Source organism: Agrobacterium cavarae (assembly GCF_004310285.1).
Classification (GTDB): domain Bacteria; phylum Pseudomonadota; class Alphaproteobacteria; order Rhizobiales; family Rhizobiaceae; genus Agrobacterium; species Agrobacterium cavarae.
The window spans coordinates 158,485-184,584 of sequence record NZ_SISF01000028.1; the positions used below are offsets into that span (position 1 = coordinate 158,485).

25 protein-coding genes and 1 pseudogene are annotated in these 26,100 nt (G+C 58.4%); 19 read left to right on the plus strand and 7 right to left on the minus strand.

Annotation, left to right across the window (positions count from 1 at the left end):
• Positions 1 to 13: 13 nt before the first annotated feature.
• A complete protein-coding gene (gene coxB, locus EYC79_RS09620; protein ID WP_062425893.1) occupies positions 14 to 874 on the minus strand; it encodes a cytochrome c oxidase subunit II in 861 nt (286 codons plus the stop codon).
• A gap of 355 nt (positions 875 to 1,229) precedes the next feature.
• On the opposite strand from coxB, the gene EYC79_RS09625 reads away from it, so the two are divergent.
• The 5 genes from EYC79_RS09625 to EYC79_RS09645 all read left to right on the plus strand — a co-directional run bounded on the left by EYC79_RS09625 (position 1,230) and on the right by EYC79_RS09645 (position 4,979).
• Positions 1,230 to 1,748 (plus strand): invasion associated locus B family protein, encoded by a 519-nt coding sequence (locus EYC79_RS09625; RefSeq protein WP_062425894.1) that lies wholly within the window; start codon positions 1,230 to 1,232, stop codon positions 1,746 to 1,748.
• A 139-nt stretch (positions 1,749 to 1,887) separates the two neighbouring features.
• Complete coding sequence (gene tldD / locus EYC79_RS09630) at positions 1,888 to 3,303, plus strand: metalloprotease TldD (RefSeq protein ID WP_062599450.1); 1,416 nt, start codon at positions 1,888 to 1,890, stop codon at positions 3,301 to 3,303.
• A gap of 9 nt (positions 3,304 to 3,312) precedes the next feature.
• A complete protein-coding gene (locus EYC79_RS09635) occupies positions 3,313 to 3,831 on the plus strand; it encodes a GrpB family protein (RefSeq protein WP_130977820.1) in 519 nt (172 codons plus the stop codon).
• A 26-nt stretch (positions 3,832 to 3,857) separates the two neighbouring features.
• Positions 3,858 to 4,295 (plus strand): bleomycin resistance protein, encoded by a 438-nt coding sequence (locus EYC79_RS09640; RefSeq protein WP_130977821.1) that lies wholly within the window; start codon positions 3,858 to 3,860, stop codon positions 4,293 to 4,295.
• Between the two features lie 9 nt (positions 4,296 to 4,304).
• Positions 4,305 to 4,979, plus strand: a complete 675-nt coding sequence (locus EYC79_RS09645) for an HAD family hydrolase (RefSeq protein ID WP_165457000.1) — start codon at positions 4,305 to 4,307, stop codon at positions 4,977 to 4,979.
• Here EYC79_RS09645 and EYC79_RS09650 read toward each other — a convergent pair.
• Positions 4,976 to 5,287 (minus strand): MazG nucleotide pyrophosphohydrolase domain-containing protein, encoded by a 312-nt coding sequence (locus EYC79_RS09650; RefSeq protein ID WP_130977822.1) that lies wholly within the window; start codon positions 5,285 to 5,287, stop codon positions 4,976 to 4,978. The genes EYC79_RS09645 and EYC79_RS09650 overlap by 4 nt on opposite strands.
• 167 nt (positions 5,288 to 5,454) lie before the next feature.
• The gene (gene pdxH / locus EYC79_RS09655) at positions 5,455 to 6,075 is read right to left on the minus strand and encodes a pyridoxamine 5'-phosphate oxidase (RefSeq protein WP_130977823.1); all 621 of its coding nucleotides are present in this window, start codon (positions 6,073 to 6,075) and stop codon (positions 5,455 to 5,457) included.
• A gap of 57 nt (positions 6,076 to 6,132) precedes the next feature.
• Here pdxH and EYC79_RS09660 point away from each other — a divergent pair, with 57 nt between their 5' ends.
• The 4 genes from EYC79_RS09660 to EYC79_RS09675 all read left to right on the plus strand — a co-directional run bounded on the left by EYC79_RS09660 (position 6,133) and on the right by EYC79_RS09675 (position 9,566).
• Positions 6,133 to 6,582, plus strand: a complete 450-nt coding sequence (locus EYC79_RS09660) for an RT0821/Lpp0805 family surface protein (protein ID WP_113266133.1) — start codon at positions 6,133 to 6,135, stop codon at positions 6,580 to 6,582.
• A gap of 212 nt (positions 6,583 to 6,794) precedes the next feature.
• On the plus strand, positions 6,795 to 7,913 hold the full coding sequence (locus tag EYC79_RS09665; RefSeq protein WP_130977824.1) for a DnaJ C-terminal domain-containing protein: 1,119 nt from the start codon (positions 6,795 to 6,797) through the stop codon (positions 7,911 to 7,913).
• Positions 7,914 to 8,044: 131 nt separating this feature from the next.
• Positions 8,045 to 8,863, plus strand: coding sequence for an enoyl-ACP reductase FabI (fabI, locus tag EYC79_RS09670; protein ID WP_062425901.1), 819 nt, complete (start codon positions 8,045 to 8,047; stop codon positions 8,861 to 8,863).
• 94 nt (positions 8,864 to 8,957) lie between these two features.
• Positions 8,958 to 9,566, plus strand: coding sequence for a histidine phosphatase family protein (locus tag EYC79_RS09675; RefSeq protein ID WP_130977825.1), 609 nt, complete (start codon positions 8,958 to 8,960; stop codon positions 9,564 to 9,566).
• A gap of 330 nt (positions 9,567 to 9,896) precedes the next feature.
• On the opposite strand, the gene EYC79_RS09680 is transcribed toward EYC79_RS09675, so the two are convergent.
• Positions 9,897 to 10,157, minus strand: coding sequence for a DUF1344 domain-containing protein (locus EYC79_RS09680; protein WP_062425904.1), 261 nt, complete (start codon positions 10,155 to 10,157; stop codon positions 9,897 to 9,899).
• A 318-nt stretch (positions 10,158 to 10,475) separates the two neighbouring features.
• On the opposite strand from EYC79_RS09680, the gene EYC79_RS09685 reads away from it, so the two are divergent.
• The 3 genes from EYC79_RS09685 (at position 10,476) to ribB (ending at position 15,183) form a co-directional block, all read left to right on the plus strand.
• Positions 10,476 to 12,839, plus strand: a complete 2,364-nt coding sequence (locus EYC79_RS09685) for an EAL domain-containing protein (RefSeq protein WP_062438433.1) — start codon at positions 10,476 to 10,478, stop codon at positions 12,837 to 12,839.
• Positions 12,840 to 12,970: 131 nt separating this feature from the next.
• Positions 12,971 to 14,068, plus strand: coding sequence for a chorismate synthase (aroC, locus tag EYC79_RS09690; protein ID WP_113266136.1), 1,098 nt, complete (start codon positions 12,971 to 12,973; stop codon positions 14,066 to 14,068).
• A 14-nt stretch (positions 14,069 to 14,082) separates the two neighbouring features.
• Positions 14,083 to 15,183, plus strand: coding sequence for a 3,4-dihydroxy-2-butanone-4-phosphate synthase (ribB, locus tag EYC79_RS09695; RefSeq protein ID WP_130977826.1), 1,101 nt, complete (start codon positions 14,083 to 14,085; stop codon positions 15,181 to 15,183).
• On the opposite strand, the gene EYC79_RS09700 is transcribed toward ribB, so the two are convergent.
• Positions 15,180 to 16,412 (minus strand): winged helix-turn-helix domain-containing protein, encoded by a 1,233-nt coding sequence (locus EYC79_RS09700; RefSeq protein ID WP_130977827.1) that lies wholly within the window; start codon positions 16,410 to 16,412, stop codon positions 15,180 to 15,182. The genes ribB and EYC79_RS09700 overlap by 4 nt on opposite strands.
• A 112-nt stretch (positions 16,413 to 16,524) precedes the next feature.
• Here EYC79_RS09700 and EYC79_RS09705 point away from each other — a divergent pair, with 112 nt between their 5' ends.
• The 7 genes from EYC79_RS09705 to dxs all read left to right on the plus strand — a co-directional run bounded on the left by EYC79_RS09705 (position 16,525) and on the right by dxs (position 22,834).
• Complete coding sequence (locus tag EYC79_RS09705; protein ID WP_130977828.1) at positions 16,525 to 17,205, plus strand: energy-coupling factor ABC transporter ATP-binding protein; 681 nt, start codon at positions 16,525 to 16,527, stop codon at positions 17,203 to 17,205.
• On the plus strand, positions 17,202 to 17,834 hold the full coding sequence (locus EYC79_RS09710) for an energy-coupling factor transporter transmembrane component T family protein (protein WP_130977829.1): 633 nt from the start codon (positions 17,202 to 17,204) through the stop codon (positions 17,832 to 17,834). Before EYC79_RS09705 ends, EYC79_RS09710 begins: the two co-directional genes overlap by 4 nt.
• Positions 17,831 to 18,394 carry a biotin transporter BioY gene (locus EYC79_RS09715; RefSeq protein ID WP_130977830.1) on the plus strand — a complete coding sequence of 188 codons (564 nt, stop codon included), beginning with the start codon at positions 17,831 to 17,833 and terminating at the stop codon, positions 18,392 to 18,394. The genes EYC79_RS09710 and EYC79_RS09715 overlap by 4 nt, the downstream gene beginning before the upstream one ends.
• A 35-nt stretch (positions 18,395 to 18,429) precedes the next feature.
• Positions 18,430 to 19,365 carry a histone deacetylase family protein gene (locus EYC79_RS09720; RefSeq protein WP_130977831.1) on the plus strand — a complete coding sequence of 312 codons (936 nt, stop codon included), beginning with the start codon at positions 18,430 to 18,432 and terminating at the stop codon, positions 19,363 to 19,365.
• A 2-nt stretch (positions 19,366 to 19,367) separates the two neighbouring features.
• Positions 19,368 to 19,622 carry an exodeoxyribonuclease VII small subunit gene (locus tag EYC79_RS09725; protein WP_037171757.1) on the plus strand — a complete coding sequence of 85 codons (255 nt, stop codon included), beginning with the start codon at positions 19,368 to 19,370 and terminating at the stop codon, positions 19,620 to 19,622.
• Positions 19,623 to 19,799: 177 nt separating this feature from the next.
• Positions 19,800 to 20,723 (plus strand): pirin family protein, encoded by a 924-nt coding sequence (locus EYC79_RS09730; protein WP_130977832.1) that lies wholly within the window; start codon positions 19,800 to 19,802, stop codon positions 20,721 to 20,723.
• Between the two features lie 191 nt (positions 20,724 to 20,914).
• The gene (dxs, locus tag EYC79_RS09735; protein WP_130977833.1) at positions 20,915 to 22,834 is read left to right on the plus strand and encodes a 1-deoxy-D-xylulose-5-phosphate synthase; all 1,920 of its coding nucleotides are present in this window, start codon (positions 20,915 to 20,917) and stop codon (positions 22,832 to 22,834) included.
• 73 nt (positions 22,835 to 22,907) lie between these two features.
• Here dxs and EYC79_RS09740 read toward each other — a convergent pair whose 3' ends face one another.
• Both EYC79_RS09740 and EYC79_RS23760 read right to left on the minus strand, forming a co-directional pair.
• Positions 22,908 to 24,950: an O-linked N-acetylglucosamine transferase, SPINDLY family protein gene (locus EYC79_RS09740; protein WP_130977834.1), complete on the minus strand. Its 2,043-nt coding sequence runs from the start codon at positions 24,948 to 24,950 to the stop codon at positions 22,908 to 22,910.
• A 532-nt stretch (positions 24,951 to 25,482) separates the two neighbouring features.
• Positions 25,483 to 26,100: pseudogene (locus EYC79_RS23760) on the minus strand (ice nucleation-like protein); the annotation flags it as partial.

The following is a 26,100-nucleotide window of genomic DNA, read 5'->3' on the forward strand; positions in this document are numbered from 1 at the left end:
CTCACCCCTTGCCTTAGTTGGTTTCATTTGCAGCGACGCGAAGGGCGCTTGCGCCATCCACAGAAGCCATCAGCGCCCGGTTGGCACCGCTCAAGTCAGACGCAGCGGCAGCAGCCCAGGTTTTATATTGCTCTTCGGAAACCACCCGTATGGCAATCGGCATGAAGGCGTGATCCTTGCCGCAAAGCTCGGAACACTGACCGTAGTAAAGTCCTTCTTTCTCCGTCTTGAACCAGGTTTCGTTCAGACGGCCAGGAACGGCATCGATCTTGACGCCGAAGGCCGGCATCGCAAACGCATGAATGACATCCGTCGGCGCAGCGGTGACGAGAAGACGAACCGTCTTGTTCACCGGAACGACCATTTCATTATCAACGGCGAGAAGGCGCGGATAGATCGCGCGGTTTTCCTTGCCGGCAGCAGCGCGGTCGGCATCCTTCAACAAGTAGCTATCGAAGGCCAGAGGCTCGGAGCCTTCCGCCGCCTGGTATTCATAGTTCCACTGCCATTGGGTGGCGGTTGCCTTCAATGTCAGATCAGGATTTTCCGGCTGCGTCAGCTGCGCGTTGAGCAGGTTGAAGGACGGGAATGCCAGGAAAAGAAGAATGAGAACTGGAGCCAGGGTCCAGATGATTTCGATCGCCGTATTGTGGCTGGTCTTGGACGGTACCGGATTTTTGGATGCCCTGAACTTCGCAACAACGAGAATGAGCAGGACGAGAACGAAAAGCGTGACGGGAACGATAAACCACAGGGTATATTGTTCAAACCACCGAATTTCGTGCATGATTGGCGTTGCGGCCTCCTGCAATCCCATCTGCCAATCCTTCGGCTGGTCAGCGCGGGCGCCGACAGCCGAGAGCAGACAGATCATGCCCGCAAACGCTGCGTTAATCCTAGTAATCACGGTACCTCTCCCTCACGCACCCGGTCATGATCAATCCCAGGCACAGAATCCATGCTTATAGTATTAGACTCAAATCATAGTTTGCCCGCCGCCGCAATATCGCCCAGCTTTTGCAGAGTGGCATTTTTCTTCCCCCTAATTTTTCCCACTCACGCATATCGATAAACCGAAAACGGCACTCATCATTCCTGAGGCCCTGTTGGATTTAAGCCTCCGCAGGTCCTATTTTGGCCGTACTCACTTGGAAATGAGAGACCCGGCTCTTTCATTTCCAGCACCGGACGTCAAAATAGCCGCACTGATTCGAATTCCAGAGGTATCCATGCGTCTGCCCCCGATTGCGCGCGCCGCTCTTGTCGCCGCCGGTTTCTCTCTTCTCGCGTCCGGCGCGAGCGTCGCCCAGCAGCCGCCTGGTACGCCGAAGTCCACGCACGGCTCATGGTCGGTGATCTGCGACAAGCCCGCGGGCGCGTCCGAAGAGCAATGCGCATTGATGCAGAACGTCATTGCCGACGACCGCCCGGAAGTCGGCCTTTCCGTCGTCGTGCTGAAGACTGCCGACCGCAAATCCCGCATCCTTCGCATCCTCGCACCGCTTGGCGTGCTGCTGAAGGATGGAATGGAACTCTACATCGACAATAACAATATCGGCCGTGCCTATTTCACCCGCTGCTTTTCCGAGGGCTGCTATGTGGAAGTCGACATCGACGACGAGCTGATGAAGGTTCTGCGTGCGGGAAAGCACGCGGTTTTCGCATTGCGTGAATCGGTCGACCAGGATCGCGTCGGCATTCCGATCGAACTCAGCGGCTTTGCTGAAGGCTATGACGCGCTTCCTTGACGTATGCTGTGGCTGGCGGACAGAAGCGCTCGCCCGATCGACAATTCCCAAACAGACCCGTGAGGCGGCTTGCGCCGCCACATTCCAGCACCTAAATCTCACATGAATAGATGATGGATGCTGACGCCTGGAGTACGCGATGACCCAAGACCTTCTGACGCTTTTCGATTGCGATGAGGGGACCTTGCGGAGCCGCGTCGCGGACGCGCTTGCAGGCGCCGATGACGGCGAACTCTTCGTCGAACATGCTCAGGCGGAGTCGCTCACCTTCGACAATGGCCGCCTGAAAGGCGGCAGTTTCAATACCGATCAGGGTTTTGGCCTTCGCGCCGTTGTCGGCGAGACGGTCGGTTACGCCCATGCGGGCGAACTTTCGACCGCCGCGCTGCAACGCGCAGCCGATGCGGTCGGTGCGGTCACCAAGGGCTACTCCGGCTCCTATGCGGCAGCACCCCAGCGCACCAACAAGAAGCTCTATGGCGACGAAAACCCCATCGGCTCGCCCTCCTTCGAGGAAAAGGTCAAGCTTCTGACCGAGATCGACACCTATCTGCGCGACAAAGATCCAAAGGTTCGTCAGGTCACGGCATCGATTGCAGCAAGCTGGCAGATCGTCGATATCCTGCGCGCCGATGGGCACCGCGTCAGTGACGTTCGCCCCATGACGCGCATCAATATCTCCGTGGTCACCGGTGAAGGCGATCGCCAGGAGACCGGTTCCTACGGTATTGGCGGACGCGTCGGCTTCGGTGATTTCATTACAACCGAGAACTGGCAGCGGGGCGCCGACGAAGCGCTGCGTCAGGCGCTGGTCAATCTGACGGCAATCGACGCGCCTGCCGGCACGATGGATGTCGTGCTCGGCTCCGGCTGGCCCGGCGTCATGCTGCACGAAGCGGTCGGGCATGGTCTCGAGGGTGATTTCAACCGCAAGAAGACATCGGCCTTCGCAGGCCTGCTTGGTGAAATGGTCGCAGCACCCGGCGTCACGGTGGTCGATGATGGAACCATCGACAACCGTCGCGGCTCTCTGACGGTGGACGACGAGGGCACGCCGTCCGGCTATAATGTGCTGATCGAAAACGGCAAGCTTGTCGGCTATATGCAGGATCGTCAAAACGCCCGGCTGATGGGAATGACAGCGACGGGCAATGGACGTCGCCAGGGCTATTCCCACGTTCCCATGCCGCGCATGACCAACACCTACATGCTGGGTGGCGACAAGACTCCGGACGAGATCATCGCGTCGGTCAAGAAGGGCATCTACGCCGTCTCCTTCGGCGGTGGTCAGGTGGACATCACTTCGGGCAAATTCGTCTTTGGCTGCACGGAGGCGTATCTCATCGAGAACGGCAAGATCGGCGCACCTGTCAAGGGCGCCATGCTGATCGGCAACGGACCGGATGCGATGAAGCGTGTGACCATGATCGGCAACGACATGAAGCTAGACACCGGCATCGGCAATTGCGGCAAGGCTGGCCAGTGGGTGCCGGTTGGCGTCGGCCAGCCGCATCTACGCATGGACCAGATCACGGTCGGCGGTACCAAGGCCTGAGGTTCGCAGATGGGGACGTTCGTCAAGATCGTTCCCTATAATGCTGACTGGCCGCGCCTCTATTTCGAGACACGCGACCGTCTTGAGGCCTTATTGGGCGACATTGCTGAAGGGATCGAGCATGTCGGCAGCACGGCCGTTCCCGGCCTCGCCGCCAAGCCCTATATTGATATGGACGTTGTCCTGAAACATTCCACGCAGATGGAAGACGGCAGGGCGCGCATGCAAGCCGCTGGCCTCGAGCCGCGCGGGTCTCGCCATGGTGACGGAGTGTTTGCCTTTATGCTTCGGGATCCGTTGCCGGGTCTGCGCGTTTATCTTTGCCCGCCCAATAGCCTCACCCATCAGAACAGATTGCGTTTCCGTGATATCCTTCGCCAGAACCCCTCCATTGCCAATCACTATGCGACGCTTAAGATGGCTCTCGCCGAGAAATATAAGAACGACTGCGATGCCTATACCCGCGCCAAGTCCGACTTCATTCGCGAGACGCTGAATACCGACACGTCCCCCGCATCCGCGCCCTAAGCGCCCTCTCCCCCGATCAGGAAAAGATGACCTTCGTTTCCAATGCACTCGTTCCCGAACTGGCCGTCACGGACTGGCACAAGAGCCGGACATTTTATTGTGACCTGATCGGCTTTCATGTCGTCTATGAGCGACCGGAAGAAGGTTTCACCTATCTTGCGCTTGGCGACGCCCAGTTGATGATCGACCAGATCGGCGCCGGACGCATCTTCGAGCAAGAGAATGCGCCAATCCACTTTCCCTTCGGACGGGGCATGAACCTGCAACTCGCCGTTCCATCCCTTCAACCCATCCTCGACAGGCTGGAGCTTGCGCGCGTGCCTCTCTTTCTCCCGCTCGAAGAGAAATGGTACCGCAAAGGGGAGACTGAGGTCGGTAACCGGCAGTTCGTCGTCCCCGATCCGGATGGCTATCTCATTCGCCCATTCGAGAGCCTCGGCGAACGCGTCTTTCGGTTCGGGTAAGGGATGGACATGACACTACCTCGCATGCTCAAAGCAATCGTCTTCGATATGGACGGCGTTCTGATCGACACCGAGACGCTTTATCGCGATTCCTTCCTGGCCGCCTCACAGGATGGCGGGCACGATTTGCCGGTCGAACTATACCAGCGTGTCTGCGGAAGTCCTTGGGATGTCATCAGCGGCACGATCATTGCCGAACATGGCGCTGATTTTCCAATGGATGCGTTTCGCGACGCGTGGCTGCGTCATCTGGCCGTCAGCATGGCCGGCGGTGTCGAACTCAAGGCGGGTGTCGTGACGATGCTCGACCTGCTGGACGATCTTAAGCTTCCGCGCGCCATCGCCACCTCATCCCGGCACGAATCCGTCAATCGACATCTTGGACCCCATAATCTTCTCGCTCGCTTCGATCACATCGTGGCGCGCGAGGATTATACCGAGCCGAAGCCCTCCCCCATGCCCTATCTAACCGCAGCCCAACGTCTTGGCGTCGATCCTGCGGAATGCTTGGCGCTGGAAGATTCCTATCACGGCGTTCAATCCGCCTCCTCCGCCGGGATGATGACGGTGATGGTGCCGGATGTCGCGCCTGCGACCGAGCGTATGCGGGAGACGTGCATTGCGATCTGCTCCGGTCTATCGGAGGTCGCTGCCCTGCTTCGTGATGAAAGGACGCTCGGCTAGTCGATAGCAGCTGGATCGAAGCGCCATTTGCGTTCGATCGAACCGATGAGATCCAGCTGGTTGTGATGGGCAAGCAGAAGGACATGGCCGAGCAGGTCTGCGACCTCGTCGGAAAGGTCTTGCTTCATTTCCTCTGGCGTTTTGCCCCTCGCCCGACCGCGCGCCGTCAAGCGGTTCCACGCTTGCGTCACCTCGCCGACCTCTTCCTGCAGCTTCAGCATGAACCAGTCAGGATCACGCTCGATACTGTTTGACGCAGCATAGGACGCGGAAGCCTTTTCGAATTTTTGCATCAGGTCAGCCAGCATCCCGTTCCCTCTTCGTTCACGAGACACTGACCACGATTCGCCCGCCACTGTCGACGGCCATTCCGCTTACAGCATCGGCCCGAAATCGGACTCGATTTCGGAAAGCAAGATGCATCGGTTCAAAACGGTAAAGCGTCCTTTGTGCGTCCAACAGGACGCACGGCGCTTTAGGGGTACATGCGGACCTTCGTCCATGGGGCGTCGGTGGATTCACGCCGGAATTCCACCCGGTCGTGGAGGCGGAATTTCCGGTCGTGCCAGAACTCGATGGTCAGCGGGTTGATGCGGAAGCCAGACCAGTATGGCGGACGCGGGATTTCACCCAGCGCATATTTGGCGGTGTATTCCGCCACCGCCTTTTCAAGCGCAAATCGGCTTTCCAGAGGTCGGGACTGCTTGGAAGCCCAGGCACCGATGCGGCTGCCGCGCGGGCGCGAAGCATAATATTCATCCGCCTCTTCGTCCGACACCACCTCTACCAGCCCACGAACACGAACCTGTCGGCGCAGGCTTTTCCAGTGGAAGCACAAGCCGGCTTTCTGTTGTCCAAGAAGCTCGCGCCCCTTGCGGCTCTCAAAATTCGTGTAGATCACGAAGCCGCGCTCGTCTGCCGCCTTCAGCAGCACCATACGCACGCTCGGCATTCCGTCCCCATCCACAGAAGCAAGCGCCACCGCATTCGGATCGTTTATCTCGGACGCGGTTGCATCACGCAACCATTCAGCGAAAAGCGCAAATGGTTCATTTTCTTCCGTGAAGTCACTAGATGTTAACCCCGATTCCGACATATTGAATAAAATGCTCCAAAGCTGATTTGCGTACCAGAGATGAGTTCTGGGTAAGAGATGGTGATCGTCATAGCAAAGTCGAACAGTCGCACAAAGAGCTTCCTGTCATCGGTCGTCAATGTTTTTGCCGCCGGCTTTCTGGCCGTTGCACTGACTGGCTGTGTCAGCCTTGATCTTTTCGGCGGCGAAAAAGTCGACCGCTCGCTCTCAACGGCTTCCGTGCCGAACCAGCCGAACCAGCCGGCGCTCTCCGATGATGCCACCATTCGCAATGCCGTGACATCTGCCGATCTGGTGAAGGTTGCCGAATCCCCCGTTCCCTGGGCGAATGCAGCGACCGGCAGTGCAGGTGTCGTGACAGCCATCCGCGAAGACAGAACGACGGGCTTCGTCTGCCGCAACTTCAATACCACGCGCCATTCCTTCGAGGGCGTGGCGAGCTATACCGGGCAAGCCTGCCTTTCTGAGACAGGCGAATGGCTGATGACCCGCTTCGATCAGAAGTAAAGCATTTACCTTATTCTGCGAGATGAGACCCGCGACACGCTCAGTCATGCGTGTGTAAAGGTCTGGTTAGCAACTTCTTGCCACAGTCCCATCCAGTTCAAGACACTGATCGTGCAACATTTTCGAAGGTTGGCACGTTCAGGTCTCGAGTTTCCTCTGTTTCAGGTCGCTTCAACAGGCGGCTGCAGTTTCGGGCGTAACTGGTGGTTCGGATGCGTGATCCCTATTCTATTCTCGGCGTCAAGCGCGATGCCGATTCGGACGAGATAAAGGCCGCCTGGCGTTCCAAGGCGAAGACCGTTCATCCCGATCACAATCGCGATGACCCGGATGCCAACGCGCGCTTCACCGAGATCGGTCAGGCCTATGATCTGTTGAAGGACCCGAAGAAGCGCGGTCTCTATGACCAGGCGCGCCGGGCCTCGGACGGCAAGCAGCGAGAACAAACCATCATGCAGAAGCGGGAAGCCGCACGTGAGGCCGCCCGCCAGGCTGCCGAACGTGCAAAGGCCGCCGAGAAGCTGATGGAAGAATTGGCTCGGGCGCAGGCGTGCAACGAGAAAGCGACCGCCGAAAGCGAAGAAGGTCCTTCGGCCACCACCACGAGCGGAAGCACCAAGCCGGAAACGCCCGAGGATATGCTGGAGCGTATTTTCGGCGCGGAAGCCAAGGTGAAGGGCGGCGCGGACTCGGGCAAGGGCGGTGTGGCTGGATCTGCCGAAGACGCATCCGCTCAGGAGACGGCGGAAGCCGGAAACTCTGTTGCGCTCGGCTTTTTCAATGCACTTATCCGGCGCTTCAAACCGGCTCCACCGGTCGTGGAGAAAGCCCCCGACATGACAGCGGAAGCGATCGTAACCGTGAGCGATATTATCGCTCAGAAGCAGGTGACGCTTCGCATGCCAGACGAGCGCGATGTGCGCTTTCAACTGCCGGTCGGAGCTACGGATGGACATGTGGTTCGGCTGAAGGGTCAGGGCCTCAAGCTGCCGGACGCACCACGTGGCGATCTCGTCGTCACCGTTTTGACCGCACGCGACGACGCGTTCACCGTGAAGGGCTACGATATCCACACGAGCCTACCGATTGCACTGGCCGATGCAGTGCTCGGTTGCGAGGCCAAGGTTCAATCGCCTCGCGGAGAACAGCAGCTCTCGGTACCGGCCTGGTCTGGTTCGGATAAGGCTATTCATGTGCCTGGAAAAGGCTTGCAAAAGGACGATGGCACCTTCGGCGATCTTGTCGTCGAGCTGCGGATCGTGCTGCTTGAAACACCGGATGCTAAAGTAACAGACCTGATGCGCCACATGCGCGAAGGCCTTTACCTGTGACCACTCCGTGAAAGCGGTGAACAACGCACCCTTTGTTACGATCCCTTACATGAGATGATCTGAGGCCTTCTTGAACAGTGGTTCTGCCTATGCCATAGGCAGGATCATTTTGGAATATGAGGGAGCATTACATGGCTCAGACATCCGGCCTGATGGCTGGCAAGCGCGGTCTCATCATGGGCGTCGCAAACAATCGTTCGATTGCCTGGGGCATTGCCAAGGCCTGTGCCGATGCGGGTGCCGAACTTGCCTTCACCTGGCAGGGTGACGCATTGAAGAAGCGCGTTGAGCCTCTCGCCCAGGAACTTGGCGCCTTCATGGCTGGCCATTGCGATGTGACCGATCTTGAGACGTTGGATACCGTTTTCTCGAATCTCGAAGCGCATTGGGGCAAGATCGACTTCGTCGTGCACGCCATCGCCTTTTCCGACAAGGACGAATTGACGGGTCGCTATCTCGACACGAGCCGCGACAACTTCAACCGCACCATGGACATCTCCGTCTATTCTTTGGCGGCCGTTGCAAAGCGCGCCGAGCCGATCATGAATGACGGTGGCTCGATGGTGACGCTGACCTATTACGGCGCCGAGAAAGTCATGCCGAACTACAACGTCATGGGCGTTGCCAAGGCAGCGCTCGAGGCCAGCGTGCGCTATCTGGCGGTCGATCTCGGCAACCGCGGTATTCGCGTCAACGCAGTCTCCGCCGGCCCGATCAAGACGCTTGCCGCCGCCGGTATCGGCGATTTCCGCTATATCTTGAAGTGGAACGAGTATAACGCACCGCTGAAGCGCACCGTTTCCATCGAGGAAGTCGGCAAGTCCGCGCTGTACCTGCTGTCTGATCTCTCCACCGGCGTGACCGGCGAAGTGCATCATGTGGATTCGGGCTATCACGCGATCGGCATGAAGGCTGTAGACGCGCCCGATATCTCCGTCGTAAAAGACTAACATTGTTCAGCAATAACGACTGGCGCCGCCTCATTTTTGACGTGCGGCGCCGTCACGTCTTTAAAGGACAGAATTAAAAAAGCAGGGGTGTGCAGTGCTGGTCTATGTTATCCGCCACGGACAGACAGACTGGAACGCGATCAGAAGGCTTCAGGGCCAAAAGGACATTCCGCTCAACGACTTCGGCCGCTCCCAGGCCGTCGGCAACGGCAAAACTCTCTCCGCCATCCTAGGCCCGACAGCCCCAGACTTCGATTACGTGGCAAGTCCCTTGGGCCGCACGCGTGAAACGATGGAGCTTCTGCGCGGTGCCATTGGCCTCGATCCCACAGCCTACCGCACCGACGAACGCCTCGTTGAAGTGTCATTCGGTGATTGGGAAGGCTACACGCTGCCCGAGCTCAAGCTTTCCTTTCCCGACCGCGTCAGGGCCCGGAAAGCCGCAAAGTGGGACTTTATTCCGCCGGGCCAGAACGCCGAAAGCTACGAAATCCTGTCCTGGCGCATCGGCGCCTGGCTTTCGTCCGTCGAGCGCAAGACCATCTGTGTTTGCCATGGCGGCGTGATCCGCAGCATGTTCCGGCTGGTCTCCGGCATGGACAAGGACGAAGCGGCCGAGATTCCCATTCCGCAAGACAAGATCTTAAAGGTCGAGACCGACAAGAATCTGGCCGAATGGGTCGATGTCAGGGAGACCGTCTAAAGCGCATTGCGATCTTTCAGATTCGCTCCTTACGCTTTAGGTCCTTCTTCTGTCGCATTCGTTATCGCAAAGCGCTGCACAGTTTTGCTTGGGCCATTCCATCTTGCCAAGGAGCCGAAGCTCCTTGCCGCGCTCACGTCAGGCGCCGATTGGGCAAGCCTCTCCACATCCGGAGCGCGAGTGGAATACAGGACGGGTTTCGAATTGACCGACGCGCCAAAATTGATGTCGGATCTGCGTGCCCAATGCTTGCGATAGCTGGAAATGCCGAAGTAAACCGTGCTTGGTTTAATAGCCTAGCCAAAGCAACGGTCTGAACGCGACACAAGCTTACTGCACGACCTCGAGATCGTCCACGACGCGCTTGCCGTCGACTTCGGTGTAGAACACCAGAACCTTCACGCCGGGCTGCAGGCCTTCGAAATTGAACTCTTCCGGCACCTTGTAATTCTTGCCGTCGGCAAGTGTGATGTTCAGGCCCTTCACGTCAACCTTGCTGATGGTCGACTCGACGTCGACGCTCTGGGCAAAGCTGTTCAGAGGGGCAAACAGATTTGCAGTGGCTAAAAGTGCGGCAATCATCAAGCGCATGGTTCTAGCCTCCTTCAGGCTCTTTACGAGTTTTGCATGCGACAAGATTTCTCTCCCGAATGTGGCGGAATTTGCCCGTAACAATGTCAATTTCGGTATAATTGGTGAATGGATTTTAACCAATATCAAGCGCTTAGACTTTTTTTGTATCTGGCGCCGTGAAAACCGGCGCGCGCGGTCTGCTATACTATTTGTTTTAGATTATCTTTTAGAGTTTTCCGCAAGAATTGTTTTCCAGGCATGGACTGAGGACTCTCCGACGTGGCATCAGCATCGACATTTTCGCGTAGTGTCCGCGAGAAGAGCACACGGAAAAAGATGCTGTTCGGAGCTTCAGCGGGAGTATCGCTTGCGCTGATCTACTTTATCGACCCGGCATCCTTCTGGATTGCGTTGCCTCTGACGATCATTCTGCTTCTGGTTGCCGAGCGAAACCACAATCTGACAATGATCCACATTCGCGAGAGCAAGCTTCTCGAACTCTCCCAACGCTTCAAGCTCGCGATGGATTCGTCCAATATTGGCCTTTGGGAACTGAATGGTGACGACGCATGCTACCTTGATGGGCGGGCCGCGGGACTGCATGGGTATCCAACGACGGAGAACGAATTTTCTCTATCACGATGGCTGGAAGCGGTCGTTCCGGAAGACCGAATAAAGATCACGGACTTTCTGACCCACTGCACTCAGGGAGAGGAGACCCACTCCGAAGTCTACCGCGTCCAATTGCGCTCTGGCGAACTACGCTATCTGCGAGCGGCAGGCTCAAACTACAGCACTGCGGATGGCGCGCGGCACACGAGCGGGATCATCTGGGATGTGACCTCGGATATGCAGGTGGCGGAGACACTAAAAAACTCCGTCTATAGCAGTCACGTGAAGAATGCCGAACTCGAGCTTGCGCTTCAGGAACTGTCTTCCCGTGAGCACGATCTCATGGAACTGTCGCGGCGGCTCGACTTCGCACTTCAATCCTATAATTGCGGCATATGGGAAGCCAATCTCTCGACCGACCATTCCTATTGGGACCGCCGTATGCACCAGCTCTATGGGCTGGACTATACAACCGGCTATACGGATCGAGCGACGTGGCTGAACTGTCTTCATCCAGATGACCGGGAGAAGGCATCTGCGGACGCCGACCGATGCGCGGCCAACAACGAACCCTTCTCCAGCATTCAGCGCGTGCTGCTTCAAGACGAAGAGGTGCGCTACGTTCGCTCCGTGGGCAGCATCCATATTGACCGGGATGGACTTCGCAAGGTCATCGGCATTGCTTTCGACATCACCGCAGATGTGCGCCTAGCCGACGAGCTGAAGGCCGCAAAGGAAGAGGCTGAGGCACGCAATGCGGAGCTGATCGAGGCGAAGTCACACATCGAGCACAACGCGCTGCACGATCCACTGACCGGGCTCCCAAACCGGCGAAAGCTGGATCTGGAGTTGGACTATCTGACGTCCTCACCTGTCGCGGCTGGCAGGGCACGTTTTGCCATCCTCCACCTCGATCTCGACCGCTTCAAACAGATCAATGACACGCTGGGGCATGCAGCAGGCGACGCAACACTTGCCAGGGCAGCCGAACTCCTTCGCCTCAATGTCGGCGATGCCGGCGTCATCGCCCGTATTGGCGGTGACGAGTTCGTCATCCTCATCTCTCAGGTGACGGACAAGTACATCGTCACATCCATAGCCTCGAACATCATCGCGGCTTTTCAGCATCCCTTCGATTTTCAAGGGTTCACATGTCGATGCGGCGTCTCGATCGGCATCGCCTTTGGCGACGCCCAAGACAATGATGCGCGCAAGATCCTCATCAACGCCGACCTCGCACTCTACCGCGCCAAAGCCATGGGCCGGAACCGCTACGAGTTCTTCACGCAAAATCTTCAAGCCGAGATCGTCAATCACAAGCGCACTGCCGACGAAATCCTGGCGGGGCTGGAAAAGGGTGAATTCGAAACCTGGTACCAACCGCAACTCTGCGCCAGAACCGGCGAGATCGCCGGCATGGAAGCGCTGGTCCGCTGGCGTCACCCCACACGCGGCCTGCTGACGCCGGACAAGTTCCTGGGTATTGCAGAAGAGCTGGACGTCGTTCAGGCGCTCGACCGCCTGACGTTGCAGAGCGCCCTTCAAGACAGACGGCTATGGAGCCTGAAGGGGTTGGAAATCCCGCGTGTCTCGGTCAACGTTTCAATCCGTCGGCTGCACGACGCGCAGTTGCTCGAAAGTCTCCACCAACTTTACATCATGCCCGGCGAAGTCGTCTTCGAACTGGTCGAATCCATCTTTCTCGACGATAGCGACGAGCAGGTGGTTCAAAATCTCGACCAGGTCAAAGAGCTCGGCATCGACATCGAGATCGATGATTTCGGCACAGGACATACCTCGCTCATCAGCCTGCTGCGCCTCAAGCCGAAGCGCCTCAAGATCGACCGTCAGCTGGTCATGCCAATCCTCGGTTCGCCACAGGAACGGGCGCTGGTCCGTTCCATTATCGACATCGCCCGCTCGCTTGGTGTCGAGACCGTGGCTGAAGGCGTGGAAACGATGGAACATGCCGCTATGCTGAAAGACATGGGTTGCGATATCCTGCAAGGCTATGCCTTCGCGGCGCCCCTACCGGCTCAAGAATTTTCAGCCTATGCCATGCAACAGGAACTGCGTCGCGTGTCCTGATGCAGGCGGCCCTATTCCGATCAAAGAAAGGCTTTTGCCTTCCAGGTATTTTCCACTAAGGAGATGACCGCGCATTTTTGTAAATTTCGCGTCTCTCTATAGGAAACGCTGCCTGGTCTGGTTTTATTGTCATGTCGCATAACACGTTCGGTCACCTTTTCCGCGTTTCAACCTGGGGCGAAAGCCATGGTCCGGCGCTGGGCTGTGTGGTGGATGGCTGCCCTCCCGGCATTCGCTTCACGCTCGCGGAAGTGCAAGCCTGGATGGACAAGCGCAAGCCTGGCCAGAGCCGCTTCGTCACGCAAAGACGCGAAGATGACATCGTCAAGGTCCTTTCCGGCGTGATGCTGGATGAGGACGGCGAGACCATGACCACCACCGGCACGCCGGTTTCCATGCTGATCGAAAACACCGACCAGCGTTCCAAGGATTACGGCGAGATCGCCAAGCGCTACCGTCCAGGCCACGCAGATTTCACCTATGATCTCAAATACGGCATTCGCGACTATCGCGGCGGCGGGCGCTCCTCTGCACGCGAAACCGCGGCACGGGTGGCAGCCGGCGCCCTTGCCCGCAAGGTGGTGCCGGGGATGACCGTTCGCGCAGCACTCGTGCAGATCGGCAAGCACAAGATCAACCGCGACAATTGGGATTGGGCACAGGTCAACGAGAACCCGTTCTTCTGCCCGGATCCTGACATGGTGCCTATCTGGGAAGATTATCTCGATACGATCCGAAAAGCGGGTTCTTCCATCGGTGCCGTGGTAGAAGTGGTCGCCGAGGGCGTTCCTGCAGGCATCGGTGCGCCGATCTACGCCAAGCTCGATCAGGATATCGCCTCCAATCTGATGTCGATCAATGCCGTCAAGGGTGTCGAGATCGGCGAAGGTTTTGCGTCTGCGGAACTCAGCGGCGAGGAAAACGCCGACGAGATGCGCATGGGCAATGACGGCCAGCCGTTCTTCCTGTCGAACCACGCGGGCGGCATTCTCGGCGGCATTGCGACAGGTCAGCCGATCGTTGCACGCTTTGCCATCAAGCCCACCTCTTCGATTCTCACCGAACGCCAGTCCATAGATGCCGATGGCAATAATGTCGATGTTCGCACCAAGGGCCGTCACGACCCCTGCGTCGGCATTCGCGCCGTTCCGATCGGCGAAGCGATGGTCGCCTGCACTGTGGCCGACCATTACCTGCGCGACCGCGGCCAGACCGGCAGACTGAAATAAACAGGAGAAACAGCATGGCATACGATCAGAAACGCGTCGTTGAAGCGATCCGCGCCTTCGAGGCAGGCGAGATCGTTGTGGTCATGGATGATGACGGGCGCGAGAACGAAGGCGATCTCATCGTTGCCGCGGTGCATTGCACCGGTGAAAAGATGGCCTTCATCGTACGCCACACCTCCGGCATCGTCTGCGCCCCCATGCCGCGCGAGGAAGCCAAGAGGCTGAACCTCAACGCCATGGTTTCCGAAAACGACAGCGCCCATACGACCGCCTTCACGGTCTCCGTCGATTTCAAGCACGGAACCGCGACGGGCATCTCGGCAGATGATCGCACCCTGACGGTGCGCAATCTTGCCAACCCCAATGTCGGCCCGGCGGACTTCACCCGTCCCGGTCACATCTTCCCGCTGGTGTCACGCGAAGGCGGAGTGCTGATGCGCTCGGGTCACACGGAAGCAGCTGTCGATCTCTGCAAGCTTGCCGGACTGCCGCCGATCGGCGTCATCTGCGAGCTCGTCAATGACGATGGCAGCGTCATGCGCGGTCCGCAGGTTTCGAGCTTTGCCGAAACCCACGGTCTCAAGCAGGTCTCGGTTGCCGACCTGATCGCCTATCGCCAGCGCAAGGAAACGCTGGTGGAGATGGAAAGTCAGGTCACCATCGACACGCCTTTCGGTCCGGCCAAGGCGCAGACCTATTCCCTGCCTTGGGATCCGATGCAGCATATGGCGGTGATCTTTGGCGATATTCGCGATGGCGTCGATATTCCGGTCCGCCTGCATCCGGAGAATGTGGCGGATGATATTTTCGGCAGCAAGCAGCCGGTGCGCCATTACATGCAGAAGATTGCCGAAGAAGGCCGCGGCGTTATCGTTTATCTTCGCGAGGGCTCGGTCGGCGTTGGCAAGGTCGAGGGCCGGCGCAAGTCGCGTGACGCGGACGAATCGCACGAACAGGCGCGTTCTCGCGAAGAAGAATGGCTGGAAATCGGTCTTGGCGCGCAGATCCTGAAAGACCTAGGGATCAGCTCCATCAAGCTCTTGACCACGCGCGAACGGCACTACGTGGGCCTGGAAGGTTTCGGCATCAAGATTGCTTCGACGGAGCTTTGCTAATTTGCAAAACTGGCAGGCGCGGGATCGTCCGGGCCTGCCAGCCAGCCATCGAGATACCGCACACTCTCCACCCCGGTGAACTTTGCCAGCCGATTCAATTCGGCATCCAGCTTTTCCAACCGACCGGATGACGGTCGCACGCCCTTTTCCAGCCACAGCCTTCTGACGTCGAGCGAACCGTTCTTGCGCTCGGCCTTCATGTCGATGCGTCCGATCATGCGATCGCCTTCGAGAAGCGGGAAGACATAGTAGCCATATTGGCGCTTCGGCTCCGGCACGAAGACTTCGATACGATAGAAGAAACCGAAAAGGCGTTCGGTGCGGGCGCGGTTGCGCAACAGCGGATCGAAGGGGCTGAGAACCCGGACCCGCTGCGGCGGCTCGAGTGACGCCTCCGCCTCCATCTCCTGTGCGAAACTCGAAAAGGCGTAGGATGCGCGCTCCTTGGCGCCATTGGCAGAGGTCAGCGAGACTTCGACCAGTTCGTCCCGGTGAGACATCACCCAGTCCTTCGCCTCATTCGGCGTTACCAGATCGAAGAAGGCGGAAATCTCTCCCGATGTCGCAAAGCCCAGCCGGGACAGCGCCTCACGGCAGGCCCAATCGATGAATCCTTCGTGGCTGACGTCCCGATCGTAATGCTCCTTCAGAATGACACGTTCTGAGAGATCGTAGACCTTCTGAAAGTTCACACGGCGGGCAATCGAAAGCCTGCCAGTGTGCCACATATATTCAAGCGCCGTCTTGGACGGATGCCAGTTCCACCAGCCACCGGATTGATGATCCTCTGCCTTCATGTCGCGCGACATGACTGCACCGTTTTCGGCAATGTGCCGGTAGGTTTCCTCGAAGGCGGAATCGAACCCCTCCCCGTGCCATTTGCGCCAGCGCTCCTGCATGATCGGCTCGCGGCGACGGAATCGGTGTTTCCAATAGGGATAAAAGGCTGTCGGAACGATCGACGCGTCATGCGTCCAGTGCTCGAAAAGCGTTCGGTCTTTTTCCAGGAGCGCGGTCAGATGCTCCCGCTTGTAGGTCTGGTTTCTGGAAAAGATGATCTGGTGATGGGCTCGCTCTACCGTGGCGATGCTATCCACCTGCACGAAGCCCAGCGTCGTAATGAGTTCGAGCAATCCATCCTTCGACAGTGTCCTGTTGGGCGGTGCCGAAAGACCCTGTCTCGCCAGGAAAATACGCCGTGCTGCTTCGTTGGAAACCAGAATCGCCATGCCCTGAACTCTAGGAGTCTCCTGCCTCGAAATCAATGTTCTTTTTTTGTTCTTGATTTCGCCAAGGCGTCTTTGTGTTTATAGAAGCGCAACGGACGATAAGGGAAACGGCGTGGACATCCAGTTCCAGAATGCAAGTGTGACCTTCGAGGGGCGAACAGCGCTTGCGCCGCTCGATCTTTCGCTATCGGAGCGACGCATCGGCGTGATCGGCCTGAATGGCTCGGGCAAGACCACCTTCGCCCGATTGATCAACGGCCTTACCAAGCCCAGCACCGGCGGGGTCATCGTCAATGGGCTTGATACGATCAAGGATGCCGATGCTGTCTTGAAACAGGTGGGCTTTGTCTTCCAGAACCCCCAAAACCAGATCATCCTGCCGATCATTCGCGACGACATCGCGTTTGGACTGAAGAACCGCGGCGTCGGCAAAATCGCTGTCGATGCGGCTGTGGCGGCAACCTTGCAGCGTTTCGGCATCGCCCATCTTTCAGATCGCCGTGCCCATGAACTATCGGGGGGCGAGTTGCAGCTTGCAGCGCTTGCGGCGCTATCCATCACCGGCCCAAACATCCTGATCCTGGACGAGCCGACGAACCAGCTTGATCTGAAGAACCGCGCGGTGGTGGAGCGGACCATCCTCGACTTGGAGCAGGATGTGCTCGTTATTACCCATGACCTTCCCCTGCTTGAAACGTTCGACCGCGTTCTTCTTTTTCATCAGGCTACGCTTGTTCTGGATGGCGAGCCGGAAGAGGTGATTGCCCGGTACCGGGAGATTGCGCGCTCATGAGAAGCCTTTACGCCGAGGGAACGGGCTGGCTCTACAGGCTTTCGCCCCGCGTGAAGCTGTTGACGCTGGCAGCCTTCAGCGCTGGCCTGTTTCTCACGCGTGATCCGTTGATCCTTTGCATTGCGGTCATTCTGGCAGGCTTCATTCTCTGGCAGGCGCATCTGGGGTTGCGCGAAACGCTCTCCCGCCTTCGCCCGGTCTTTCTGACGATCGCGATCATCGCCACGTTTAGCTTCCTGTTGATCCCTGCGATCGATGCCGCCGTCACGCTTTTGAGGTTGAGCGCTCTGACATTGCTGGCGATCGCCATAACCGCAAGTGTGAGCATCTCGCAATTCATGGACGAGATCACATTCGCACTTCGCCCGTTTGAGAAGCTCGGCCTGGCAAAGGCAGCCGATGTGGGCCTTGCGGTTGGCCTTGTGGTTCGCTTCGTCCCCGAAATCGTCAGCCGATATCACACGTTGAGCGATGCACACCGCGCACGCGGCAGCCGTGTGAAGCTCAAAAGCATACTCGTCCCACTCATCATAATGACGTTGAAGGATGCCGACGCGATTGCGGATGCCATTGACGCGCGCGGCTTCAGAGGTCAAACCTCACTCAGACAAAAGGGAGACGCCCAATGACCACCCGTGACCTGGTTTTGATATCGCTGTTTTCAGCCATCATCATTGCGCTTGGCCTGTTGCCGCCCATTACACTCGGCATCATTCCGGTTCCAATCACGGCTCAGTCGCTGGGCGTCATGCTGGCCGGCGTCGTCCTTGGCGCAAAGCGAGGCACGCTTGCCGTGCTGCTGACAATCCTGATTGCGGCGATGGGCCTTCCGGTTCTGTCCGGCGGCAGAGGTGGCCTTTCGATCTTCACCACCCCGACCACCGGCTATCTGATTGGCTGGATCGCCGCCGCTTTCGTCACCGGCACCCTTTCCGAGCGCTTCGTCAAAGCGGGCCAGCCCGCACTAACGCAAGGCATTGGCTTCTTCCTCGCCAGTGTCGCTGGTGGCGTCGTCGTTCTTTACGCCTTCGGCATCACTTATCTCGCTTTCGCAACCGGTATCGGTTTCAGCAAGGCATTCATCGGCTCCATGGCCTTCATACCGGGTGACCTGATCAAGGCCGTCTTGGCAGCCCTTGCCGGGCGCGCGGTCATGGCTGGCTATCCGTTGCTGCCGCAGCGGACATAATCCAAACCTTCACGCGTTTCAGGAGTAAGCGACCCATGGCCACACGGCTTTACGAGCATCCGATCTTCCTGGAACACATTACACCGGAGGGGCATCCCGAGCGGCCGGACCGGCTGCGCTCGCTGAACATCGCGCTTGAACATCCGAATTTCGAGCGACTGGTTCGTAAGCAAGCCCCGCAGGCCAACGAAGATGCGGTGCTTCTCGCCCATCCCGAAAGCCATCTTCTCTCCGTGATGCGCCAGATTCCGGAAGAGGAAGGCGAGATCAATCGTATCGAGGCGGATACCTATGCCTCACCGAAAAGCCTGCAAGCGGCGCTGACCGGGATTGGTGCCGCGATGGCCGCCGTGGATGACGTGTTCAAGGGGGAAGCCGACAATGTCTTCGTTGCGAGCCGCCCACCCGGTCACCACGCGGAAACCGAAAAGGCGATGGGTTTCTGTCTTTTCAACAACGCGGCGATTGCGGCCCGTCACGCGCAGAAAGTCCATGGTGCGGAGCGCGTGGCCATCGTGGATTGGGACGTTCACCACGGCAACGGCACGCAGGATATTTTCTGGAACGACACGTCGGTGCTTTTCTGTTCCACCCACCAGATGCCGCTTTATCCCTGGAGCGGCGACAAAAACGAAACCGGCGTGAAGAACAACGTGGTCAATGCGCCGCTCTCGCCCAACACGGGAAGCGACCATTTCCGTGAGGCGTTCAAATCCAGGGTTCTGCCTGCCATTGCCGATTTCTCGCCTGACCTCATTATCATCTCGGCCGGTTTCGATGCCCATCACCGCGATCCACTCGCCCAGATCAATCTGGTGGGTGAGGATTTCGATTGGGCAACGGGGCGAATTCTGGAGATGGCGGATAAATATGCCGGCAACCGGGTCGTCAGTCTGCTGGAAGGTGGCTATGATCTGGAAGGGCTGGCGGAATCGGCGGCCATGCATATCTTGAGAATGATGAAGGGTTAAAGATGACGGAAAATGCCAACACAGCCGATGTCAGCGGTTATTCTTTCGAAAAGGCCGTCGCCGAGCTGGAAAGCATTGTTGCCCGCCTGGAACGCGGCGATGTCGCCCTGGACGAATCCATTGCCATTTACGAGCGCGGCGAAGCCCTGAAGAAGCACTGCGAAGCACTTCTGACAACCGCCGAAAAGCGTATCGAGAAGATCCGTCTGGATCGTGCGGGCAAACCCCAGGGCGTCGAGCCGCTGGACGGCGAATGATGCCCACGGTTTGAGGCCCTCGCTGAAAACCTTCGCCATACGCTTTTAAGGCCGACTGACGGCTGTTGACGATAGCGGGTAAACCCGCACCACCACACGCAGCATTTATCAGACAACACTCACACACGGCACCAAATCGTGTTAGTCTGCGGATCGATCACCGTGGAGGAGCAATCCATGTCGTTTTTCCCAGGCAATGATCCCGCCGCCGGCGACGCCTTCGCGTGTGATGCCATCGAGAACCTGATCGTTCCCCGCGCAAGCGACATTGGCGGCTTTTCCGTGCGGCGCGCCTTGCCGACGCGCGACCGCCGTTTGGTCGGCCCTTTCATTTTCTTCGACAGGATGGGACCGGCGATCCTGAAGGCTGGAGAAGCACTCGACGTCAAGCCGCATCCGCATATCGGGCTCTCCACCGTCACCTATCTCTTTGATGGCGAAATCAAGCATCGCGATAGTCTGGGGACGGAGGTCGTCGTTCAACCAGGCGATATCAACCTGATGACGGCCGGTCGCGGCATTGTCCACTCTGAGCGCACACCGGAAAACCTGCGCGGGCATCCCCTGTGCATGTCGGGTTTGCAGACGTGGCTTGCGCTGCCGGACGACAAGGAGGAGATCGCTCCAGACTTCTCTCACACCGAACGCGAGGACATGCCGCTGATCGACATTGCTGGTGCAACCGGACGTGTCGTCATTGGGGATTTTGCGGGCCTTCGCTCGCCGGTAAAAACCTTCACCGACACGCTCTACGCCGATCTTTCGCTCACGCCTGGCGCAAAATTCCCCTTCCCTGCCGATCACGAGGAACGGGCGATCTATATTCTCTCCGGTTCTCTTGAGGTTGCCGGCGATGTGTTTGCCGCGGATCAGTTGCTGGCTTTTCGCGCCGGCGACGACATCACGCTGAAGGGTGGCGTCGATGGTTGTCACCTCATGCTCTTCGGAGGTGCCGCGTTGAATTCACGGCGTTATATCTGGTGGAATTTCGTTTCGTCATCAAAAGAACGCATAGAGCAGGCCAAGGAAGAGTGGAGAACAGGGCGTTTCGACATCGTCCCGGGGGATGAAGATGAGTTTGTGCCTTTGCCCAAAGGTTGAAATTCGTTAGAGCAGCGTGCGCCCTTCCTGATCCATAAGGACACTCTAACCTTTTGGATCTACGCATCGCGCTTTCCGGAAAATCGATTTCGATTTTTGGGCCGATGATGTAGAACGGGAACACGCTTGCCGAAGACTGCGCCCTCCCCATTTATAGGGTGCGTTTTAAAGAAAACACGAAGGCCGAACGATTGACTGGAATGCCAGACACACCATTGCTTGACCGGGTGAAACTCCCATCCGATCTGAAAGCAGTCGAGGATCGCGACCTGCCGCAACTGGCAAGGGAACTGCGCGACGAGATGATCGATGCGGTCTCAAAGACCGGTGGGCATCTCGGTGCTGGCCTCGGTGTCGTGGAACTGACGATCGCCATTCACAAGGTGTTCAACACCCCGGACGACCGCTTGATCTTCGACGTCGGCCATCAGTGTTATCCGCACAAGATCCTGACCGGCCGTCGCGATCGCATCCGCACGCTGCGCCAGGAAGGCGGCCTTTCCGGCTTCACCCGTCGTGCCGAAAGCGAGTATGACGATTTTGGCGCTGGCCATTCCTCCACCTCGATTTCTGCCGGCCTTGGCATGGCGGTTGCGGCAGAACTTGACGGCAGCGACCGCAAGGTGATTGCGATTATCGGCGATGGCTCCATGTCAGCCGGCATGGCTTTCGAAGCCCTCAACAATGCCGGCGCGCTGGATGCACGGCTGATCGTGATCCTCAACGACAACGACATGTCGATCGCGCCGCCGACGGGGGCCATGAGCGCGTATCTGGCGCGCCTTGCATCCGGCCGCACCTATATGGGCTTCCGCGACTTCGGCAAGAAGCTGACGGCCTATCTCGGCAAGACCATCGATCGCGCCATCACCCGCGCCGTGACCCATGCGCGCGGCTACGTGACGGGCGGTACGCTCTTCGAGGAGCTGGGTTTCTACCATATCGGTCCGATCGACGGCCATTCCTTCGACCATCTTCTGCCTGTGCTGCGCAATGTCCGCGACAACCAGAAGGGTCCGGTGCTGATCCATGTGGTGACGCAAAAAGGCAAAGGCTATGCCCCGGCTGAAGCCGCTGCCGACAAGTATCACGGCGTCAACAAGTTCGATGTCATCACCGGCACGCAGGCCAAAGCAAAACCGAACGCGCCAAGCTATACCAGCGTCTTCGCCGAAGCGCTGGTGCAGGAAGCAAAGCTCGATGACAAGATCGTCGGCGTGACAGCTGCCATGCCAAGCGGCACGGGGCTCGACAAGCTCGCAGAGCTGTTCCCAAAGCGCACCTTCGATGTCGGCATTGCCGAGCAACATGCCGTAACCTTTGCCGCAGGGCTTGCCGCGGAAGGCTACAAGCCTTTCTGCGCGCTCTACTCCACCTTCCTGCAACGCGGTTACGACCAGTTGGTACATGACGTGGCGTTGCAAGGCCTGCCGGTACGTTTTCCGATCGATCGCGCCGGCTTCGTCGGCGCCGATGGCCCGACACATGCGGGCTCCTTCGATACCACGTTCCTTGCCACCCTCCCCGGCATGGTGGTCATGGCTGCTTCCGACGAAGCGGAGTTGAAGCACATGGTGCGCACCGCCGCGGCCTATGACGAGGGCCCGATCTCCTTCCGCTATCCGCGCGGAGAAGGTGTGGGCATCGATATGCCGGCCCGCGGCGAAATTCTCGAAATCGGCAAAGGCCGCGTCGTCAAGGACGGCTCGAAGATCGCGCTTCTTTCCTTCGGCACGCGTCTAGCCGAATGCCTGGCGGCCGCCGAGGATCTGGATGCCGCAGGGCTTTCCACCACCGTGGCCGATGCACGCTTTGCCAAACCGCTCGATCTCGACCTCATCCGCCAGCTGACGAGCCACCATGAGGTTCTCGTGACCATTGAAGAAGGTTCTTCCGGTGGCTTCGGCGCGCAGGTGCTTCAGTTCATGGCAGGATCCGGTCTTCTGGATACTGGAATCAAGGTTCGCACGCTGACCCTGCCCGACCAGTGGGTCGAGCAGGCAAAGCCGGAAACCATGTATGCGGAAGCGGGTCTCGACCGTGCCGGCATCATCACGACCGTATTTCAGGCTCTGGGCCAGAAACAGGTCGGCGTCGGCTTCGCAGGATAGGTCTCTGCTTCGAAAATGGAAAAGCCGCGGGAGCGATCCTGCGGCTTTTGTTTGTCTGGTTGGCTGATCGAGCTCAGTTCCCTGGCTTCTGCCAAAGACGGCGATCATAAGGGATAGGCGCGTAGTCGTGGAGTTGGGCGAGCTTCTTGAGGTAGCGGTTACGATAGCTCTGCTCATCCTCGAACTCGATATTCTCAAGCACGGCTTCAGCCCCCACTTCATAGTAGAGATCGAGATTGGTGAGATCCGGAACCGGTGCCTCGCCGCGCTCGCACTCGCCCTGCATCTGCCAGAAGAGCTCCTCAAGACGCCGCGCCAAGGCGGGGATGTCGCGCAGGACACATGTGTCGCGCTGTCGCGCGATCGACTCTCGAACGGCCAACAGGCTCTTGCGGTCTCGCTCGAAGGCTATGGCGCGCGCGACATAGTCCTCCGGGGAAGAACAAATCATTTCCGGCACGCCGGCTGCTTTAACGATGCTCGCGCAGAAACGCGCGGCAAAGGTTTTGCCCGGCATGGTGAGGACCGGAAGGCCGGATGTGATCGCGTCGGAAGCCGTGGAATGCGCACCATAAGGGAACGTGTCGAGAAAGAGATCTGCCACGCCGATGCGAGCGATATGATGCGGGTTCGGAACCTTGGGGGCAAAGACGAGCCGATCAGCCGACACCCCTCTTTGTTCGGCAAGCTCGCGCAGACGCTGGTTGGCCGTCTCATCCCCCGCCAGAAGCCACAGCAGGCTGCCGGGCGTCTCCGACAGGATCGTCATCCAACGCGCAAAACAGGTCTCCGTGATCTTCTGCATCCCGTTGAAGCTGGCATACACAAACGCGTCGTCCGGCAGGCCGACGTCAGCGCGGCTGGGCCGGGCAGCGATGGGACGTTTACGGTCGAGCGGCTGGTCGCAGGCGATGCGAAGCACCTTCTCCGAAAAGTAGATCTCGTTCTCCGGCGGGATCATGTAGCCGTCGGAAATCAGATATTGGTGGAATGGGCTTCCCATCGATCCGGGATAGCCGCAGAAACTGACGATGACTGGCGCAGGGCGGTAGGAAAAGATCTTCGCGCGCGCGTCTTTGGTGTAGCCATTGACGTCGATCAGAATGTCGATCTCGTCGGAAATGATCAGCGACGCCGCCGCTGCATCGTCGAGATCCTGAATATCCCGCCACGTATCGACCACAGCCTTCATTCGCGCCTGCGTGCCATCGGTGGTACGGATTTGACCGCAGTAATAGGCAAAGACTTCGACACTGCTCTTGTCGTGCAGTTCCAGAACCTCGCAAAGCGCGAAGCCAACGGCGTGATCGCGCAGATCAGATGACAGGTACCCGATGCGCAACCGCTGACCGGTGCCGGATTTTTGTTTTGGTTTTCTGCGCGGGAAGCCCGTGAGGTCGGGGCGACCGACCAATGTCTTGCTGTACCGGTAGGCCTTCGCGAGCTGGAACATTGGGTCGTCGGCATAACAGCTGAGCGTCAGCGAGGACATGGCGTCGAGCATCTTGCGGGCCGGCACATATGCCGAGGGCTCGAGGACGGGCCATTTACACTGACGCTGGCGCAACGATATCCAGTGCTGTCCTGATTCGAGCGCGTCCGGCCGAAGCTCGAATGCTTGGCGCAATGTGCTTTCCGCCTCTTCCAGCTTATCTGTTCCCTCCAGAACACGACCAATGTTCTGCAAGGCCATATGCCGATTGCCAACCGCTTCAGCATCGACGTTTTTTGCTGCCTGAGCGTAACGCGACCACTGCTCCACCGCGTGGCCGATCATTCCTGCATCCTCCAGCACACGCCCGAGATTGATATAGGCTGGAGCAAAGTCCGGATCGGCCTTGATGGACGCGCGGAAGGCCTGGATGGCACCTGCTCGATCGCCAAGTTTGTTCAGCGTGACCGCATAATTGAAATAGGCCATGTGAATGACAGGATTGCCGTCGTTGAAGGCGACCCAGGTCTTGTAGAGTTCTGCCGCTGCAGCCTGCTGGCCGGCCGCATTCAGGGCTTCCGCTATGCTCATCAGATCGAGCAGGCTCAGATGTTGATGTCGTGCCAGATCAAGAGCGGAAGGTGCGGCGGAATCGTTCGAAGATGTGACGGGACTGACGGTCATGGCATCCTGCGACAGAGCGAAAAGGGCTGAGAATAGCTGATCTTCAGCTACTCTAGATAACTTGCCTGTGGCTGGATGTATTTTTACCGCGTGTGTTGCTTGGGTTGCTTGCGACCGATGCTTCTATTGGCACGGTTACTTTAATGTTTGTCCCCACAGCAGCGACGCAGATTTTCTTACACGTGCCGTCGGCATTGTCGGCTGTGAAGATCGTGGTGATTGGGGTCGCGGGCTGAGAACGGATACGGACGTGCGGACGGCGCGGGGTTAATCTGCACGCGACGATAAGGTGCGAACCTGTAAGCAGGTTGTCCGAGAGCTCCTCTGCCTGCTGCGGAAGCGCGAAATGCCAACGTCACGGCGGCGGTTCGTAGCATATGTTCATTCTGAGCTGGAGATCGACGACGCGGCTCTTGGCCGCGTCGTAAGCTATTGGGTCAGGGCGTCATCTGCACTTGCCGATGCCCCATGTCGTCATGTCCTGGTTTCGAGATATCAAAGATTGATCTCGATTTGGGACAAGTGCCAGGTCTTAGACCCCATTATAGGCCTTGATGACTGCTTCGACCTGGGCGTCGCTCATTGCCTGCAGTTGCTGTGCCGTGATGCCACGAGCCGTCGACGTGCTCAAGCCAGAGATGGCTGCCGTGGACAGGCCGGAAACAGCCTTCGCGCTGAGTGCGGTGATCTCACCTGTGGTGAACAGGCCGAGTTCCGTGCTATTCAGCGTGCCAACCTGAGCCGCGGTGAGACCAGCAACCTGCGTGGAGGTCAGCGCCTGGATCTGGTCGGTCGACATCGCTGCGAACTGCGTCGTGGTGAGCGCTGCTGCCTGTGTCGCGCTCAGGTTCGCGATGTTACCCGTGGTCAGCTTGCTGGCCGTGATACCGGTGAGCGCATTGGCGCTGATAGCTTTCACCTCGTCGCTTGAGAAGGTGTTGAGCGCATCGGATGAAAGAGCGTTCAGCTGTGCCGAAGACATCACCGCGATCTGCGCCTTTATCAGCGCTGCTGCGTTCGTGCTGCTCAAGTTTGTCAGAGCCGCTGCAGAAAGGCCGGAAAGTGCCTTGGTGCTGAGTGATGCAACCTCTCCGGTGGAGAAGAGAGCGAGTTCGGCGCTGTCGAGCGTTGCCAGTTGGGCAGAGCTCAA

Coding starts and splice junctions, on each gene's coding strand:
- coxB (WP_062425893.1), bottom strand. CDS start 874: ATGATCTGTCTGCTCTCGGCTGTCGGCGCCCGCGCTGACCAGCCGAAG.
- EYC79_RS09625 (WP_062425894.1), top strand. CDS start 1,230: ATGCGTCTGCCCCCGATTGCGCGCGCCGCTCTTGTCGCCGCCGGTTTC.
- tldD (WP_062599450.1), top strand. CDS start 1,888: ATGACCCAAGACCTTCTGACGCTTTTCGATTGCGATGAGGGGACCTTG.
- EYC79_RS09635 (WP_130977820.1), top strand. CDS start 3,313: ATGGGGACGTTCGTCAAGATCGTTCCCTATAATGCTGACTGGCCGCGC.
- EYC79_RS09640 (WP_130977821.1), top strand. CDS start 3,858: ATGACCTTCGTTTCCAATGCACTCGTTCCCGAACTGGCCGTCACGGAC.
- EYC79_RS09645 (WP_165457000.1), top strand. CDS start 4,305: ATGACACTACCTCGCATGCTCAAAGCAATCGTCTTCGATATGGACGGC.
- EYC79_RS09650 (WP_130977822.1), bottom strand. CDS start 5,287: ATGCTGGCTGACCTGATGCAAAAATTCGAAAAGGCTTCCGCGTCCTAT.
- pdxH (WP_130977823.1), bottom strand. CDS start 6,075: ATGTCGGAATCGGGGTTAACATCTAGTGACTTCACGGAAGAAAATGAA.
- EYC79_RS09660 (WP_113266133.1), top strand. CDS start 6,133: ATGGTGATCGTCATAGCAAAGTCGAACAGTCGCACAAAGAGCTTCCTG.
- EYC79_RS09665 (WP_130977824.1), top strand. CDS start 6,795: ATGCGTGATCCCTATTCTATTCTCGGCGTCAAGCGCGATGCCGATTCG.
- fabI (WP_062425901.1), top strand. CDS start 8,045: ATGGCTCAGACATCCGGCCTGATGGCTGGCAAGCGCGGTCTCATCATG.
- EYC79_RS09680 (WP_062425904.1), bottom strand. CDS start 10,157: ATGCGCTTGATGATTGCCGCACTTTTAGCCACTGCAAATCTGTTTGCC.
- EYC79_RS09685 (WP_062438433.1), top strand. CDS start 10,476: ATGCTGTTCGGAGCTTCAGCGGGAGTATCGCTTGCGCTGATCTACTTT.
- aroC (WP_113266136.1), top strand. CDS start 12,971: ATGTCGCATAACACGTTCGGTCACCTTTTCCGCGTTTCAACCTGGGGC.
- ribB (WP_130977826.1), top strand. CDS start 14,083: ATGGCATACGATCAGAAACGCGTCGTTGAAGCGATCCGCGCCTTCGAG.
- EYC79_RS09700 (WP_130977827.1), bottom strand. CDS start 16,412: ATGGCGATTCTGGTTTCCAACGAAGCAGCACGGCGTATTTTCCTGGCG.
- EYC79_RS09710 (WP_130977829.1), top strand. CDS start 17,202: ATGAGAAGCCTTTACGCCGAGGGAACGGGCTGGCTCTACAGGCTTTCG.
- EYC79_RS09715 (WP_130977830.1), top strand. CDS start 17,831: ATGACCACCCGTGACCTGGTTTTGATATCGCTGTTTTCAGCCATCATC.
- EYC79_RS09720 (WP_130977831.1), top strand. CDS start 18,430: ATGGCCACACGGCTTTACGAGCATCCGATCTTCCTGGAACACATTACA.
- EYC79_RS09725 (WP_037171757.1), top strand. CDS start 19,368: ATGACGGAAAATGCCAACACAGCCGATGTCAGCGGTTATTCTTTCGAA.
- EYC79_RS09730 (WP_130977832.1), top strand. CDS start 19,800: ATGTCGTTTTTCCCAGGCAATGATCCCGCCGCCGGCGACGCCTTCGCG.
- EYC79_RS09740 (WP_130977834.1), bottom strand. CDS start 24,950: ATGACCGTCAGTCCCGTCACATCTTCGAACGATTCCGCCGCACCTTCC.